The sequence below is a fragment of the Mucilaginibacter sp. Mucisp86 genome (genome assembly GCF_047324315.1).
Taxonomy (GTDB): Bacteria; Bacteroidota; Bacteroidia; order Sphingobacteriales; family Sphingobacteriaceae; genus Mucilaginibacter.
In genome coordinates this window covers 5,351,698-5,369,001 of sequence record NZ_CP168503.1, presented here as the reverse complement: position 1 = coordinate 5,369,001, position 17,304 = coordinate 5,351,698, and the positions used below count along the sequence as shown (strand labels likewise).

The window sequence follows — 17,304 nt, the reverse complement described above, 5'->3', positions numbered from 1 at the left end:
CCCCTTTTTCGATAAAATCAATTCATAATTGTTTCACCCGGCTGTGCTACAATACGCAGGTAAGGCTTAACGGTTTTCCAGCCGTTGGGGTATTTTTCTTTTGCTTCCTCGTCAGATACCGCCGGAACGATGATCACGTCTTCGCCATTTTTCCAATTTACCGGGGTGGCTACTTTGTAGCCGGCTGTTAACTGCAATGAATCCAGCACCCGCAGTATTTCATCAAAGTTGCGGCCGGTTGCCATTGGATAGGTAAGCATCAGCTTAATTTTTTTATCGGGGCCAATAATAAATACCGAGCGCACGGTTTGGTTAGTAGCAGCGGTACGACCTTCCGAAGTTCCGGGTTCATCAGCCGGTAACATGTCATATAACTTTGCAATGGCCAGGTCAGGATCACCTATCATCGGGTAGTTTACGGCGTATCCCTGGGTTTCCTCTATGTCTTTAGCCCACTCAGCGTGACGGCCTACGGGGTCAACACTTAAACCTATTACCTTGCAGTTACGTTGCTTAAATTCGGGAGCAAGTTTAGCCATGTAGCCCAGCTCAGTAGTGCAAACCGGGGTAAAATCTTTAGGATGCGAAAAAAGGATTGCCCAGCCGTCCCCTATCCAATTATGAAAATTGATAGTGCCTTCAGTAGTTTCTGCCTGAAAATCTGGGGCTGTGTCGTTTAATCTGATACTCATGATGTTTATTGGTTAAAATGGTTAAAAAATAAATTGATCGTCTTTACATGTCGCAAGGTTTACAGAGTCAATAAAAAGAATAACTTTTATAAGCATACGCCTGTAAAAACCGCCGGAGTTTCTAAATCCTGTTAGTGGTTTTATATTAAAGCTTACAGTGGTTTGGAGAGTTTGTGTTTTCATGGCTTGTTGCTTTTGACATAGCAAAGATGCAACAGACAACAAGGCATATTTTGTAACAAAAGATACAAACCGCTGTAACAAAAGTTACAATTCGCTCAGTAATTTAACCTGGTTATAGTAAAGAAGTAATTTATTATCCATTTCGAGCTTTTTAAGCAAACGAGATACAACCACTCTGCTGGTGCCCAGATCGTCGCCAATTTGTTGGTGAGTGAGATTGATGAGCGAAGAACCGGTTGCCTTTGCCTTTTCCTTGAGATAATTAACCAGGCGGTCATCCAGTTTTTTAAAGGCTATGTCATCGATACTTTTTAGGATTTCGGTAAAGCGGTTTAATATCGTTTGCATTACAAAGCGCTTCCAGGTTGGGTACTTTACCATCCATCCGTCCATCACGTCCATAGGCACGCAAAGCAGTTCGCTGTCTTCCTCGGCAGTTCCGCGGATCACACTAAAGTGCGACATCATGCAGCAGGTAAATGTCATAGCACAGCTTTCGCCTTCCTTTACATAATATAGTAATATCTCCTGACCTTCGTCATTTACACGGCTTACTTTAAAGGTACCGCTAAGCAATAACGGTACAGCCCGTATAGTTTGTCCCGGGTTAAGCATCGTATCGCCGCCTTTTACCGTCACCAGTATGGAATTTGTTTCCAGTTCGGCCAGCAAAGCAGGTTCAAATACCGATTCAAATTTACTAACGGCAGCTTTAACACTAAACATGGATCATAGGTTTTGGAGGCTAAAAATAATCAATTTATCAGATGTTTAAATGCCACAATAAGATGTGTAAAGCATATTGTACAACTGAGAAGAAGCCTTTATATCAATGCATTGAGAAAAGTACCAGGCATGCCGTTCACCTTATCAATGCATTGCCCTATCCGTGTTCATTCTAAAGCGCAAAATGACTGACCAGGATATTATTCAGCCATACTTCGTCAAGCCAAAACTATAACATGTAAAATTATTTTTTATCGGCCAATTTTTTTTTGATCACATCTATCTGTTGTTGCTGCTCCGACAGTTGAGTGCTTAATTCAGTTATTTTTTTATCTTTTTCAATCAAATAGAGGGTTAGCTCTTCAATTTTCTTAAGCATCAGTTTACTCATTTCCCCTAAATTCACGCCGTCCTGTTCTACTTTGGCCGCTTCAGGCACTTCCGGCAAATGCTGATATGTATATATATAGTTTTTCAGATCGGTTAACGCAGGTAATTTATATTCCTTCCTGAAAACATAATCGGGCCAGCCTGTTGTTTGCACGGATATCGCCTTGGCATAGCATACTCCATTTGCCCCTACCTTGAAAGTGATGCTGTTTTTAATATCCAGATCGGCCAGCGTTCTTGCGGTAGTTCCGGTAGAAGCCAGTGGAGCAAAGTAAATATTTCCAAAAATATCGTTATAAATTACGCCGGCTCCGTTATGAAAAGTATCAGAGTCTATTTGCCAGGTTGAAGCGGGAACGCCGGCACCAATACGGGCCGCGTTAAAGCCGATGTAACATGTGCCATAATTCAGGTTTACACCAGGGGCATTACCAACAGCAAATTTGTAGGTAGCACTGTTCACCTGGAATGCCGAAACGGGTGTTGCATTGGTATTAATACCAACCGTATTTGTAGTGGTAGTCACCGTACCATTAGTAGTCCATTGAGCATGGACTGTCATTGAATAACAGAAAAAAATTCCAGCAAGTAAAATGTTTTTTTTCATATAAATTTATTTAGTTTGATACAGGTTTTTCCAATTGGCTTACCCTTGTTTGAAGTGACCGCAGAAGATCGTTTTTTTCCTTTACTTCGGCTTTCAGATCTATCAGGTACAAAGTCAGTTCCTCAACTTTCTTCAGCAACAGCTTGTTCATTTCGCCAACATTTATCCCATCTTTTTCTACATCCTCGGCAGAAGGCATTTCAGGAAAATGTTGGTTTTGGATGATATACTGTTTTAAGTAATTCAATCCGGGGAGTTTATAATCTTTTTTAAATACATAATCCGGCCATGTGCCCTGAAGCTTAACAGTCATCCCCTCTGCTATTGCATTGCCCCCAACTGCGAAAGCGTAAGGCGTTGTTTTCGTATTGTCCGTAACATTTACGATGAGCCTCCCAGTCAAAATAGTATTATAAGTAGGTTGTGATATCAGCATTGTTCCGTCTGTAGTACTAACCGCCGGACTTCCCATGGTTAATGTGGGAGTCGTGCCGTTCGTAGATCTGAGAAATACGCGCATTTGCCTGTTTGGGATAGGGCAATTAGCAACGATAGCAACCTGATTAGCCGATATTGATTTTAACCCAAGTATAATACCCGGCGTTATAACATCCTGTTGCAGGGAATATACTGAGTTGGTAAAATTTACGAATAGTTTAAAGTTGGCAACAATAGGAAGTGTATATCCCAAGTTGCCGTTGCCATCTATGATTTGCCCTACTAAGGCGGCTCCGGTATAAGTTCCTATTGTTCCGGAATTGATAGTAGCCACGATCCTTTCGCCCGGAAAGCTGCCGGTATTGGTTACATTCCACTCATACAGCGTTGTTTGATTTTGGCTGGCTTGGGCACGTAAACAATGCTGCATACCAATAAGCAGCAGAAATACCAGGGCAATGCATTTACCGGGCAATAAGGTCTCGCGTAAAATAAATGCTGTCCTTTGCATACTCATTTTTTCCGGCGAGTTTCCAGTGATGATACCCTTTTTTGCAACTCATTAATTTGCTTGTCTTTTTCTATCATATACAGCGTTAGCTCTTCAACCTTCTTCAGCAACAACTTGTTCATTTCGCCAACATTCATCCCATCTTTTTCCATTTGCCGTGCAGAAGGTATTTCGGGGAGGTGCTGATTTTGATCGATATACTGTTTTACATCATTCAACCTGGGCAGTTTATAATCTTTTTTAAATACGTAATCGGGCGCTACTGCTATTTGAACAGTCATTGATTTGGCATAGACACCTCCGTTATTGGCAATTTTAAACGTAATGCTATTTTTGATATCAAGATCGGTGAGCGTTCTTTGTGAGGTACCGGCAGAAGGCAAAGGGGCAAAGTAAATATTGCCGCCAATATCTCCGTAGATAACCCCTCCTCCATTATGTACGTTATCCCCATCAACCACCCAGCTTGCAGTTGAGCCGCTTCCGGTACGGGCGGCATTGAATCCCATATATGATGTGCCATAGGCAAGGTTAGCCCCTCCGGCATTTCCGGCACTAAATTTTTGGAAAGTATTCCCTGTCTGAAATGTAGAAACAGGAGTTGTTGTACCGATACCAACGTTTCCACCTCTTATTGTTAAAGAAGGATTGTTACTTGCAGCACCAATATTGCTGAAATTGATATTGCTACCCTGGATATTAAGTGGAAGAAAAGCAACTCCGGCACGATCGTACGCCTGAAAATACCCACCATTGGTGTTATAAAATACTTCAATCCCAGCGCCAATCCCTCCAATTGGGTTACTACCGGTAAAGCGTCCCCCTCCGTTAACCTCAAGAGAAGCTGTTGGGGTTGTAGTACCTATACCGACATTACCATAGTAATCAACAGAAAGCCGACGGGCATTACCGGTTACCAAACTAAGTGTTGGTATATTGGCATAACCGTTACTGCTTTCGAGTATCATCCCTCCCATTTTGTTGGTCTCGGTTGTCGATTCGGTGGAAAGCTTCATCAAAAAGCCCATCTGCCGCTGAACAGCATCGATGTTCACTCCCTGGTGATACATGGTTATTAGTTCGGTAAAAGGGCCGCTGCCCTGTCCGGTTAAAACATTAAATTTTGGCGTAACCCCGGGAAATAGTGCAGCTGCACTATTTATAGCAGCCGGAGTGGTGGCGCCTATCACAACACTGCCAACATTGGTGTTACTAATATGGTCGCCGTTTGTTGTCCATTGTTGGGCAAACACATTGTTTAAAGTTCCAATAACGAGGATAAAGGTTAGGGTTAGTTTGTTCATTGTTTAATAGCGTTAAGCATTTAAAAAAATCCGACAAGAAGCTAAGATATTCGCTTCATTTTATTGAGACAACAATTTCAGGATTGCTTTGATCACATCACTTTTCGAAGCTATGGCTTATATTCCAGCACCGAAAATGTACTGCTATAACTGTTTGCCGATACGATATCCGGCTTGGAATCGGCATTCATGTCGGCCACAGCTACCGCTTGAGGTGTACCTCCTGCTGTTAAACTAACCTGGGGATAAAACGACATGATAGTACCTCCGGAGACTGTACTATTTTGCAATACCGAAATGGTGCCTGCGCTTGTCCAGTTGCCGGTTATGATATCGGGTTTGCCATCGCCATTGATATCAGCAAGTTTTATTGATAAAGGGTGCGTCCCGGTTGCAAAATTGGCTTGGGTTGCAAAGCTTACAGTGCCGCTTACCGAGGTATTTGGAAATATTGAAACCGTGTTCTGATCATTGATGTTGGTAATTGCCAGGTCGGGCTTGTTGTCGTTATTCATATCGGCAGCGGCCATGGCATATGCGCCGGCTTCGGTTGCAATATCCTGGCGGGTAGCAAAGGTTGTGGAATCAATTGTTGTGGCACCTGCCGCCGAAATATTGCGATAAACAGAAACAAGCGCCTTGTCATGCAGCAAAACTGCCATATCCAGTTTATTGTCGCCATCCAGATCGGTAAGCGTTACTGACGTAGGATTACCGCCAACCGGGATGTTGTATCCCGTAGCAAAGCTCACCGTTGTTGAGGTTGACGTGTTGCGGTATAAGGTGACGGTACCGGCATCGGAGTTTACCACGGCAAGATCGGGCAGGCCATCGCCATTGATATCGCCGGCAGCAATATTATGCATATAATAACCAAGGTTGATATTAGTGCGTGTTGCAAATGCAACTGCGCCCGGTACTGAGATATTACGAAAAAGGCATAAAAGGTTGTTACTATAGCTGCAGGCGAGGACATCAGGCAAACCATCCTGGTTCATATCAGCAACTATCAACGTCTCGACAGAGTTGTTCCCGGTCGAAAAATTGGCGCTGGAAGCAAATGTAGCCGATGAAATATCGGCATTGGCAGCCACGGTGTTACGATAAACGGAAAAAAAGGCAATGCCTTCATTGGCAATGATCACATCCTTTTTACCGTCGCCATCCATATCGGCAATGTTTACTCCCGTAGGATATTTAAGCGTTGTTACATCAGCCTTGGCCCGGAAATCCGAAGCTTTGATCTGTGCGGAAAGCTTGTTGCTACAAAATAGCAGCAGGATTAAAATAGTGATGAGGTGGTTATTTTTCATTTCTCTCAGAGATACTTAACAAATGTTCCGATAATAAATTACAAGGCACACGCGGTACGCATGCGCCAGCCAGGGGAGAAAATACTAACAGTAAATTTTGCGCATAAAACTTATGGTTTAGTCTTTAACGATTTTATTATTATGGTTAACTGCTGCTTAAGCTCATCTATTTGTACCTGCTGGGCGGCCAGTTGGGTTTCCTGCCGGTTAATTTTAAGCTGCTGTTTCTTTAGTTCTTTATCCTTATCAATCAAGTATAAAGTCAGCTCTTCTACTTTTTGGGTAAGGATCCTGTTCATTTCACCAAGATTCAAGCCATCCTTTTCGATTTGTTGGGCAGATGGCATTTCAGGAAGATGTTGATTTTGAGCGATAAATTCCTTCACAAAATTCAACCCGGGCAGTTTATAATCCTTTTTAAATACATAATCGGGCCAGCCGGTTGTTTGTACAGATATCGCCTTTGCATAGGTGACACCGTTATTGCCAACTTTAAATGTGATATTACTTTTGATGGCAAGGTCGGTTAGCGTTCTTTGTGAAGTACCAGCCGAAACAATAGGGGCAAAATAGATATTACCAAAAATATCCCCATAAATAACCCCGCCGCCGTTATGATAGTTATCTCCGTCAATTGTCCAACTTGCAGTTGAACCATTCACGCTACGTGCCGCGTTGAATCCAAGATATGACGTACCGTAAAAAAGATCAGTACTTGCGGCACTCCCGGCACTAAATTTTATAGAATTGTAATTTACCTGAAATGTAGAAATAGGGGCCGCTGTACCGATACCAACATTACCCTTATTAATGGTAAGATATGTGCTTGCCGAAGTTCCCCATGACTGAACATTGTTATACGGATCACGCTCCCACCAGGTGCGGGTGTTTACCTGGGGTGTTAAAAATGACGCATCAATGGAAATTCCGTCGTGAAATCGGCTGCTAACCCAGTCCGTCCCATCTGTATTCCTGACAAGCCATAAATTATTTTGCAGCACATTTCCAACCCGCCCCCCTACACTGCTGACCAGCAAATTGTTCTGGGCAGCTGTACCTAAGTAAGTATTTTGCGTAACTACAAATTTAGAGGTGGCGCTTAATAAATTTACGCTAACATTACCAGAGTTGCTATTGGACATATTGCCGGATGCATCCGTTGCCCATTGGGCAATATAGGTAGGTTGCGAAATAAGCGTTGTACCATCGGTGTTAATAATACCCGGATTGCCCATAGTAAGCGCCGGCACAGTGCCAGTTGTATACCGCAAAAAAAGGCGCACCTGTCTATTTGGAATAGAACAGTTTGCAACTAAGGCAACCTGAGTTGATGATAGTGATTTTAACTCAAGTATTATACCCGGCGTTACAACATCCTGCTGTAAGGCGTACGCTGCATTACTGAAATTCACAAAAAGCTTAAAGTTTGCAACAGTAGGAAGCGTATTTCCCCAGTTGCTGTTGCCATCAATAATCTGCCCAACAATGGCTGCACCGGTATAGGCTCCAATTGTACCCGAATTTATGGTAGTTACAACCCGCTCTCCGACGTTGGTACCCGTATTGGTTACACTCCATTCATAAAACGTTGTTGGATTTTGGTCGGATTGAGCAAATAAAAATTTAGATATACAAAGGAATATAAATATGATAAAAGCAGGTTTTCTCATGGTTTGGTTTATTTTAAATGGCATTGTTATTCTTATTCCAGATTTAGGCAATTCATGCTATGGCAACCGTAGCCCTTTATAGATTTATGCTTTTCAGCTATTTATATTGGTTGAACCCTTAACTTTTCTTTTTAATATTATCATTTAGAATATCTTCTAAATAAACAGTTACTTAACATGCTTACCACAAGCGAGGACGCTTGCGGTATCGGTGGGGGCTATTGGACATATTGCCGGAAGCATCCGTTGCCCATTGTGCCCTCAATAGCGGCGAAAAGGTTAAGGATAAGATTATAAAAAGTATTATTTTTTTCATTGATGTTTAGGTTTGAATGATGGTGATACTATGGTGTAGAATCAAATTGGCCTTGTGTTCAAGGCTATTGCAAGCTTCTCTATTTTCAGTTAGCCGGTCAAGTAAAAGACGTGATTCTTTTAATCAATAAAGCCTCTTCATTTCGATAATCTTATTTAGAACATTCCAATAGGCACACGCAGTACGCGTGCGCCAGATAAGGACTTGCCGTGCGCGCCTATTGGGCAGACAGGACAACGAATAAATCTTTTTTTCAAATCTTAACTATAAAACAATATCACAAATAGAAAGGCTTATAACTTAAGGCTTTATCAACTATTTGTTCGGGTGTCAAGTCCTCATATTCCTTGGAATACATATAATTAACTACTTGCGGATCTGGAATATTGGCTTCAAGTAGTTCTATCAATTCATGCAACTTCTTCTCTGTATCTTCAGCAGATAATATTCGCTCTACAAGCTTAATCAATTCAATTCGATCCATTTGTTGGTCCTCCATAGTGATATTGTGGTGTTAATGTTGAGTTATGGTAAAGAGGTGTTGTTATCATAATATTATTCATATCGTAAACATCGCCGCCTCGGCTTATCGGTATTATATGATGCAATATATAGCTTTGCTGGCCGCCCAATGCCTGCTCCTTAACAGCAATCGGTGCATTTCCTTTACTCATCAAGGTAATATTACTTTTACTAAATTGGCTTGCTAAATCTTTATCCGCAGCAACCTCTTTCCAAAACGCGCTTCTAAATTCGTCAAAACTATTGAATCCTCGTCCACTTAACTTTGCGGCTATTGAGCTTGGAACAGGTCCTGCATTCCCTTGTGTGCCGCGTAACCATTGACCATTTATTTTTATTCCTGTGCCTCTTGCTGTACCAGGTAAATACCTATTTGCTGCTAAATTTTCTTTTGCGCCTTCTTCGATAAGCCGCTTAAAATCTAACGTCTGATTTCCAAGTGCAGTTGCGGTATTTTCAGGCAAATCGTTAAGGTACCGACCGAAACGCCCTTTTATATTCCCTAATATATTACTTAATTTCGGAACTCTTTCCCCTGGCCGTCTCCTGATTATCTCGTCTTCTTTAGCTCTCCTCTGAGCTTCTTCTCGTCTTTTTAACTCTTCATTACGTTTTAAAATATCATCTTCTGGAAATTTCAAGCTACGATGTAACTCCTCCAACCTTGGGTCGAACTCTTCCATTTCCCGCATTCCTTCAGATTCAGCTTCTCCTTCAACCGCCTCCTTACCATCTAAATCAATAAACTTTGTAGGACTATTTGATGCAAATTGATAAGGTGTTAATTCAGGATATTTCGCTGTTAACGGGTCCACACTCAAAAACTTCCCAACCCTCGGATCATAAATCCGCATCCCATAGTCTTGCTGGTTTCCTGTTCCCTTCCCTATGTCATTATCATTCTCTTTACCATTAAAACCATAGCGGTAATAGCTATTATTAGGGTTAGCATAAGTCCGATCCGGCATCAGGCTTCCGAAGGCGTAATAATCCTGGGCGGTGGCCACATCAGCCAAAAAGTAATCAACGGATGTGCCGTTTTGGTGTTGCAGGCGTTTATCAGTAACGGATGCCATTACGTTGCCCAAATGGTTATCGAGCTCGTATTCCTTTTTGCCGGTAGTGTACCATGCAGTATTAGCGGAAGCAGTATTAATACCCGCAATATCAGGTGCCCAGATTCCCAGGCGTGATGAGCCGTACAGATGTTGTTCGCGCCAGTTAATGGCGTTGTCCTTATTATCATATACCGCCATGGTATTACCCTGTGCATCGCGCACATAATAGGTTGACAGAGCACCTATTGTTTTGCTTACCCGGTTACCTGATGGGTCATATTTATAGGTTACATTACCAACCGTTCCCTGTGTAAAGCCAAGGATCTTCCCATAAACCGACCAACTGATATTACTTGTAGCGGCCTGGTTATCGGCAGTTAAATTGCCTATCTGGTCGTACGTGTAATTGTTGAGCGTTTGGTCGGCGCCCATATTGCCTACCCCGGCGTGGCCATTCAGATAATTAAGACGGTCGTTGGTCAGCTTGCCGTTAGCATCCTTGTTATAGGTGTATATCAGGTTGTCTGTAACCGAACCGGTACCTGATCCTGTACGGTTGGCTGTAAGGATATTACCGTTACCATCGTAAGTAAAGAACTCGTTATAATCCGAATTAAACGTAGGCGATCCCGCTGCTGCAACGTGATAGGTCCCGGCTGATTTGATGCGGTTAAGCTGGTCATACTTATAAATATGCTCCAGCCAGTCGGCCGAGAGCTGCGGGATGCTCATGCTGCCGGATGCTATATTACCGTTATATAGCGAAGTAAGCAAGCCGTTGGTTTGCATAGTGGTTGAAAAAGGATGCACTATGGTACTTACAGGCTTATAATCAAGCTGGGTGGTACTGCCGTAATAATCCAGGTGATAACCAAAAGCATCGCGCGGCACCAGCTTGGTCGGGCCTGTACCATCGCCGTTGATATCGTCGCTGGCCGCCGCCGATGTGCTGTTAACGCCTTTTAACCAGCCTTGCAGGGTGTACGCATAATCAATGCCTTGTACCCGGTTAAGCTCACCGCCCAGTTCAACCCTGCGTAATGGTCCGTGCTGGTAGTAATAGTAAACCGCATCCTGTTTTGCCGTAGCAGGCAGCAGCGCGCTACCTATGGTTGGGTCAACCAATGCCTCGGTACCTGTCCAGGCCGATGTTAAACGGTTTTCGGCATCATAGCGGTACCGGTAGTAAAAGGCATCGGGCTGGCCGTCCTGGTAGCGCACAAAGTTTGTTTTGCCGCTGATGAGGTCGTATTCATAATCAATCCGCTTCAAACCGGTATTGGAGCTATTTTGATAAAGGCCGTCAATTTGCTGCCACAGCGTTTTTACGTTACCGTCCAGGTCATAATCATAATAGGTTGCCCTTAGTACCGGGTCGGTTTGTATTTCTTTAAAAGTACTTGCCGCTACCCGTTTGCGCAGGTTGCTTTGCCCGGTAAGGGTTGCTATACCATCAGTATTGCCGCTTACGGTTGGCGCCGGCGCATCGTACCAGGTATGGGTAATTTGCTTATTAGTACCGTTTGCTGAGTTGTTAAAACTGGTTATTGTGGCATCGGCAAGATATCCCGCAGAGCCAAGCGCAACGCCGTTCGCTTCTTTTTGGCCTACCTCGGTAATGCGCCCTAATGCATCATAATTGGTATAACTTACAGCAACAGGCGAAGCATTTTTTTGCTTATCATTTTGTGATACTACCAGGCGGCTCAGCATATCGTACCAAAAATTATTGGTACCACCATCGGGCGAGTTTTGGGTGGTTACCTGGTTGGTACTATTATAGGCATACGTGGTAGGCAGCGTATGGCTTCCAAAAATATCTGGGGTTGAGGTTTCTATGTTTGAAGTTGGATCAACAGTGGTAGGCCCCCCTGCTACCGGGATGTTAAACCTGTACCATGCCGTGTAAGTGTTATCAATTGTGTTGAAAAAAGGATTGGCTGCATTTGTCGCAATATTTGCGGCCGTTAGCAAATGCGTATACAACCTCATGTGCTTAAGTGTTCCGATATCATCGGAGTACGTAATGCTGGAGGCGTTGGCTATAACAGAAAAACCGGTTGCCGCCGGCGGGCTTGCGGTTACAAACGCGGTAACCTTAACGCCGTTTACATAAATTTGTGGCGACGTGCCTGTTGCCGTGCCAAGCACATTACCCTGCAATACAACATGTGTAAATTGGGTAAGTGCAGGCAAACTGCTTATATCGGCCCGGTAATGCGCGGATGGCGCTAAAAAATTAACAGTTGTAGCGTCGGGCTGGCTTATAGGGTAAATATCAATGTTTAACTTGCTGGCCGTTACCCCCAGTTGAAACAGGTACTTTCTATCGGGAGTGGCTTCTACAAAATGTAAATTGATATCAGGTTTGCCATTATTATACATCCATACTTCAACGGCACCCTGTGCTGCCGAAAGTGTTGCTGAAAGCGTGTTAAATGCTGTTGTTTTGTCCGCATTAACGGTAGGCCCGTCATATTGAACAGGAAGAAGGTCATTATCGCGGGCTTTATCAACAGCATAAAAATACTTCGGATCAATAAGGCTTACGCCTTCGGGCGGGATGGTGCGCACCAGGTTATCGGCCTGATCATAATAGTAAAGCGTATAATGATAAAGCTGCTCGGTAGTTGTTAAATTGGCATTAGCCTGGGCAAGCTTGCAGGTATTGATATAACTGGCCTGGAACGATTGTTTGAGATCATCAATATAATCATCATAATCGGCTTTGGCAGTTATGACCATTTTAGTCACCGCATTTTTAACACAGTCGTACGGATCAATCGGAATTGTTTTGTACGGCATTTTATTGTACAAAACAGGCGAGCCACCTTGTGCTATAAGAGCTTCAAAAGCAAGGTAATCATCATACGTGAGTGAAAAACCCAGCTGCTGGTTCATGTAATTACTCAGAATAGTGCTATAGTTATCATCGGCAGGAGTCAGGTTACTGAAAAGGCCAAGCAATGCTATCTTTTTAGTCTTATAATCATCGGCCGTTATGGAACCGAGATTCCGCGGATCGAGAAAAACAGGTAAGGTAATATCATGAGCTAAAATATAATTACAACCGGTGTTACATGATCTTACCAGATCGGCAACTTCGGCCGGTGTCAGCGTCATGGCGTCACCGAACTTGTTAACGAGATAGGTATACAGATCGGTGCTTCCAGCCTCGGCGGTTAAAGTAGCCAGTTTGCTGCATATGGTACTATTTGATACACCTACAGTTAGCGGTACCGCCTGCTGTTTCACCGCATAAGGCCCGGGCGATTCAATCAGGAAGGGGTTAATAGTTGAGGTAAATTGACCTCCCGATAACAATATACCTTTGATAGCTGCGCCAAAATCAGCATAAGGCCCGGCGCCGCTATTGGGAATAACAGAACTTGCCCCCATTGGATGGTCTTTATCCGCACCTGCTGCGCAAACATTAATTAAAGCCTCGGTTAATGCGGGGACACTTGATTGTTTTCCGGCCGCTTCAATACCCGGCGTTAAAGCATTTATCCAGTTAACGGCATTGGCTGTACAAATATCTTTTGCCTGCGCTTTGATAGCGTCCATGGTAGGCTGTGTTATTTGTGATTCATCTGTTATCCCATTAAGATTGCCGGATATTATTGACGCATCCGGGAACCGCGATGTTTTACCTGCATAAGCTGCCGGGCACGGATCAACAGGCGTTTGCGGATTTGAAACCGTATAGCCTGAGCAGGTTGACACTCCTTGCAGATTGCTGGCCCCGATAAGGCTTTGTGCACAGGTCATAGCCATAAAGCAATAACCATAGTGACAAATAACCTCATTGCTTACCTGATGAGCATAGGTTAACGTTGCAGAACTTGAACCGGCAGGAATATAAAATTCATGATTAAAATAGATCGGGGTTCCGGAGTCGGCACAGGTTGTTTGATAATACCCTACAGTTAACCTGACATCATTTACCGCGTTAACCGGGATTCCGCTGCTATTTACCAGGGTTACTGTTGTACGATACGGCACAAAGGTTGCGTTATTACAGTCGTTGTGAGCGTCGGGATTAACCTGGTCAACAACTTTTACTATATAGGTTGGATCATTACCAGTGCCTGTTTGTGGTGGTGCACCGCAATAAACAGAAGTGACAGTTACCGAACTTGCCGGCAGATCGTCCGGAACTGTAATGGCTTGCTGCGAATCGCCACTGTTAAAAGTTATTGTATGAGGATATGAGGAATTATCACGCGCCGAAGGATAATGCAACACTACTGTAGTCGATTGACTTAACGAACCGGTAGCATGCGAAATAACTAAGGTCTTATTACCATTAATTGGTGCTGTATCATTTGATTCGCCGATACTGAACTCACCTGGTGTTGCACAGGCGCCTGGCAATTGTATAGTTGCCGGCTTACCCACAGCGCAAAGCCCACCGCATGTACGGGTACGAAGAATATCATAATATTGGGCTTTCATCTGCAGGTAATAATCACGATATGATGTCCATTCCCTATCCGGCACACGGCAGCTTTGATTAACAGTGCAGGTTGCCCACTTATCCGTTGTTTTATCATTTGGATCATTGCAATAAAGCATATAATCAACAAAAGCGGAGAGGCTTTTTACTGGATCAATAGTTGAAGGTGTAATTTTTGCCACCCTGTTGGAGAATTGCTGAAGATCAATTTGGGCAGAGCTTAAAAATTCATTTCCCGGAGCCCCGGTTTTAAAAAAGGGGTCGGTATTCAGCAACCAGTCATATGCATTTGCAGGGCTATAGCTCAAAGGGGAACCCGTTGTTGGGATAGATGCAACATCAGCCGCGCCATTGATCTGCTCCTGCAAAAACATATCCCAGCTTTCATAAGCTGAATATGCGTAACAAAAATCGAGTTTACATTTTTCGGGGTGATAACTTAAAAACCTTTGCGCCCATTCCGGCTTCCAGTACTGCACCATCTGGGCCAATGTAAAACCAGATGAATTAGGATATATATAAGTATTATTAGGCAAAATAATAGCATTTGACTGATATTCAGGATTATTAGGAGACAAAACCGGAAAAGCTATTCGCCAGTTAGGTTGGGTTTGCCCCGCGCTAACCTGGGTAATTACATTAATTTCGGGTTCAAGTGCGGCACCGTTATTATCAAAAAGCGCGTACTGACCTCCCGGCGACACATCGGCAAGCATCATATTTTCGGTTGTTGCGCAAGGGTCATATGAGCAACTGGCCTGCATACTGGTACATTTAGTTTTTAAGGTGGTGTATTGAGCAACAGCCCAATCGTTAAATAACGATCCGGCAACGCTTTGCACATCAACATCCAATGCCAGCATCTTATCCTTAAGCATCTGCACAAAATCAGCCTGGCTGCCTAACAGCGTGCTACAGGTATGACAATCGCTGTAACAGCCGCTTACATCAAGGTTATCCAGGTAGTGGGTTTTAATGTAGTTAAACTGTTGCTCGATATAACCATTTTTGAGCCCCTCCGAAATAAAGTTATCAGTATAGCTTTGTATAACATTATTATCAAATGCAAATGTTATACTGATATTGTATTCGCCGGGCAGGGCTATATTTACCGGGATACTGCCGCTGTATTTAATAACATCGCTGCAATTTGAAACCAACGAACCTATTTGAACAGGCGCACTTGTTGTAGCTACAACGTTACTGCAATCGTCGGTAACTTTAACCGTCATGAGGTAGTAACAGTTGCTGCAAATCTGAAACGAGCCGCCCGGGTAATAATCTATCAGCTTTTCAATATCATATTTCAGGATATCCGAACCAGGCATAGTTGCCAGGTAGGTAGTACTGGCCGATAACGCCAAAGCCGAACTGTTATAGGTAAACTGCTCGGGTTTAAGGACGTGGATATTTTGCGTAGTTGCCGATCCTGCAAAAGAAGTAAGCGGATCAAGCGAATTGGGATTAGGGCCGGCCAGCGCCGTAGCTACCGTTTTACCGCTGGCGTTTAAATAACTAACGCTTACCTGCCCGTTAGGGTCAACCACCATATTTTTGAGATAATGCTCGGCATAACCTGCATCATTACCAAACATACGGTCGAGCTCCCATTGTTCGGGCTTGCCGTAATAATACCGGGTTGTTTTGCTTAATGATGCCCCGCCATTTTTACCTGGCTGAAAGGCAAGCCCCACACCTCCCTGCGATTTGATACGTCCGGTGTTATCATTGGTGTATTGAGTTACCGAAAATGGATAACCTTCGGCATCGGGTAAAAACTTGTTAGATGGAATAGTGGATAAATAATCATTTTGGGACGAATAATACTTCGAAGCACCTGATGAAGTACTCATCGGGCTGGGGTTAAATTCACACGCCTGTGCCGAGCTGCCTGCAATATTGGCATACTTGTACGGCGTATTTGCCGATAGCAAATTAAAATTGGGAATATAATGTAAATAGGCATTGCCCGAACCTTCTTTAAATGTTCCGGGCAATATGCTTACTACCGGTCGGCCAAAATCGTCGAAAACGTTTTCCTGCGCCAGGGCAACATTATCACTATTATTTACGGTAACCGTTTGCCTGCTTCTTAATGAGCCATCAAAATAACTGATCACCTCCTTTTTTCGTCCGTCTTCGGCAAAAGCGGCTGAGTACTGCCAGTTCATGGTGTTATCAGTCCATGTGAGCGGGAAAATAGCGTATTTAGGAGCAGCGAAGGTAGTGTAATCGCTATAATCCCAAACCCCGGCTTTACGTACCCCCGTAGTTACATCATACTGAACCTGCCTGATCCTGAATAAAAGATAGGAGTCGGTACTGTTTAACGATATCGTGTACGAATTTGAGTCGGTAGTTATCCGGCTGGCATTATTTACAAAGGCTTTGGCAAGGGCCGTGCTCAAAGCCGGGTAGTCAGGATTTGAGCTATGTGTGGCATTGGCCGTAATAACCGCGTAATTGGGGTTTCCCGAATTGATGGTTGTCCATTCAACATCATATTCCTGGGCACCGGGCTGGGCGTTCCATGTAGCTTTTAAATATTTGGCCGCAGTATTGGCGAAAGCTGTATTAAGCCCCGCCGAAGGTTGAAATAACGAAGTACGATCAACCAGTATACGGCTTGCCAGTTGTACCGAATTGGCCGGAGGAGCAAGAAAACCATTAAGGTTTACACCGGTAACCGTAACTATTATTTTATAAGCACCACCGGGGATATTATAAACATCCATTGCTTTATAGGGAGCGCCCTGCCCGGGAGTGTAATCAACGGTTAAGGAGGTATTAACAGTTGTAGGTGTACTTACCGATGGATCTGTATAATAATCGATTTTAACCGAAACGGTATATTTAAACGGATCTTTAATAAGTACGTTATCAAGCACCTCAAGTGATACCGAACTTTTAACCGATTTATTGATGGTGTTATCCCAGGCGGTGCCTGCAACAAATTTAGCATCGGCAAGGGGATAGTTTTGATTAACAGTAAACGGCCCCGGCAAGGTGTTTTGACTGGGCTCCATTTGTGCAAAGCTATTGTTTGCAAGCAACACAAACATATTGCTTAATACCAGGAACAGGAGTTTTTTGATAAGTTTAGGCATTTGTAAAT

Annotated in this window: 9 protein-coding genes; all 9 read right to left on the bottom strand. The window is 43.5% G+C overall.

Annotated elements, in window-relative coordinates; translation table 11 throughout:
• Positions 1-17: 17 nt before the first annotated feature.
• On the bottom strand, positions 18-692 hold the full coding sequence (locus ACEN9X_RS22570; RefSeq protein ID WP_413667275.1) for a peroxiredoxin: 675 nt from the start codon (positions 690-692) through the stop codon (positions 18-20).
• Positions 693-959: 267 nt separating this feature from the next.
• Positions 960-1,601 carry a Crp/Fnr family transcriptional regulator gene (locus ACEN9X_RS22565; protein WP_413667274.1) on the bottom strand — a complete coding sequence of 214 codons (642 nt, stop codon included), beginning with the start codon at positions 1,599-1,601 and terminating at the stop codon, positions 960-962.
• A 244-nt stretch (positions 1,602-1,845) separates the two neighbouring features.
• A complete protein-coding gene (locus ACEN9X_RS22560) occupies positions 1,846-2,598 on the bottom strand; it encodes a hypothetical protein (protein WP_413667273.1) in 753 nt (250 codons plus the stop codon).
• 10 nt (positions 2,599-2,608) lie between these two features.
• Positions 2,609-3,547, bottom strand: coding sequence for a hypothetical protein (locus ACEN9X_RS22555; RefSeq protein WP_413667272.1), 939 nt, complete (start codon positions 3,545-3,547; stop codon positions 2,609-2,611).
• 2 nt (positions 3,548-3,549) lie between these two features.
• Positions 3,550-4,851, bottom strand: coding sequence for a hypothetical protein (locus ACEN9X_RS22550; RefSeq protein WP_413667271.1), 1,302 nt, complete (start codon positions 4,849-4,851; stop codon positions 3,550-3,552).
• A 110-nt stretch (positions 4,852-4,961) separates the two neighbouring features.
• Positions 4,962-6,164 (bottom strand): FG-GAP repeat domain-containing protein, encoded by a 1,203-nt coding sequence (locus ACEN9X_RS22545; protein ID WP_413667270.1) that lies wholly within the window; start codon positions 6,162-6,164, stop codon positions 4,962-4,964.
• Positions 6,165-6,274: 110 nt separating this feature from the next.
• The gene (locus tag ACEN9X_RS22540) at positions 6,275-7,834 is read right to left on the bottom strand and encodes a hypothetical protein (RefSeq protein ID WP_413667269.1); all 1,560 of its coding nucleotides are present in this window, start codon (positions 7,832-7,834) and stop codon (positions 6,275-6,277) included.
• Positions 7,835-8,427: 593 nt separating this feature from the next.
• A complete protein-coding gene (locus ACEN9X_RS22535; RefSeq protein WP_413667268.1) occupies positions 8,428-8,649 on the bottom strand; it encodes a hypothetical protein in 222 nt (73 codons plus the stop codon).
• Complete coding sequence (locus tag ACEN9X_RS22530) at positions 8,621-17,296, bottom strand: RHS repeat-associated core domain-containing protein (RefSeq protein ID WP_413667267.1); 8,676 nt, start codon at positions 17,294-17,296, stop codon at positions 8,621-8,623. The genes ACEN9X_RS22535 and ACEN9X_RS22530 overlap by 29 nt, the downstream gene beginning before the upstream one ends.
• Positions 17,297-17,304: the final 8 nt, after the last annotated feature.